The sequence below is a fragment of the Enterobacter sp. 120016 genome, assembly GCF_018383635.1.
GTDB classification, from domain to species: Bacteria; Pseudomonadota; Gammaproteobacteria; order Enterobacterales; family Enterobacteriaceae; genus Enterobacter; species Enterobacter asburiae_D.
In genome coordinates this window covers 1-340 of sequence record NZ_JAHAWC010000053.1, presented here as the reverse complement: position 1 = coordinate 340, position 340 = coordinate 1, and the positions used below count along the sequence as shown (strand labels likewise).

Here is a 340-nt window from a genome sequence, read left to right as displayed (position 1 = left end):
CAGTTCACCGGCACCGGCTGGCTGCAGGCCACCGACCTGATACTCAATGCGGCAAACGCCGTCAACGGCGGCACGTGGGTGGCCGACCGGGCCACGCTGACCGGCTCCACGTTTGCCAGCCAGGGCACCACCCAGGCGGGACAGCTGACGGTTAACTACGGCCAGCTGAACAACAGCGGCACGCTGCTCGGCAACGCGCAGCTGAACATCAATGCCGACCAGGTGACCCAGAGCGCGGGCGGTAAGCTGCTGAGCGGCGGCAACCTGTGGCTGCAGAGCCGGGGGCTGGACCTCACCGGCCAGCTGGTGTCCCTGGGGGATTTAACGCTGCAGCTGACGA

1 protein-coding gene is annotated in these 340 nt (G+C 67.4%); it reads left to right on the top strand.

Annotated features, from left to right (window positions below):
- Nucleotides 1–340 (top strand): hypothetical protein (locus KIF87_RS23075; RefSeq protein ID WP_213330857.1); only part of this gene is annotated, 340 nt, incomplete at both ends.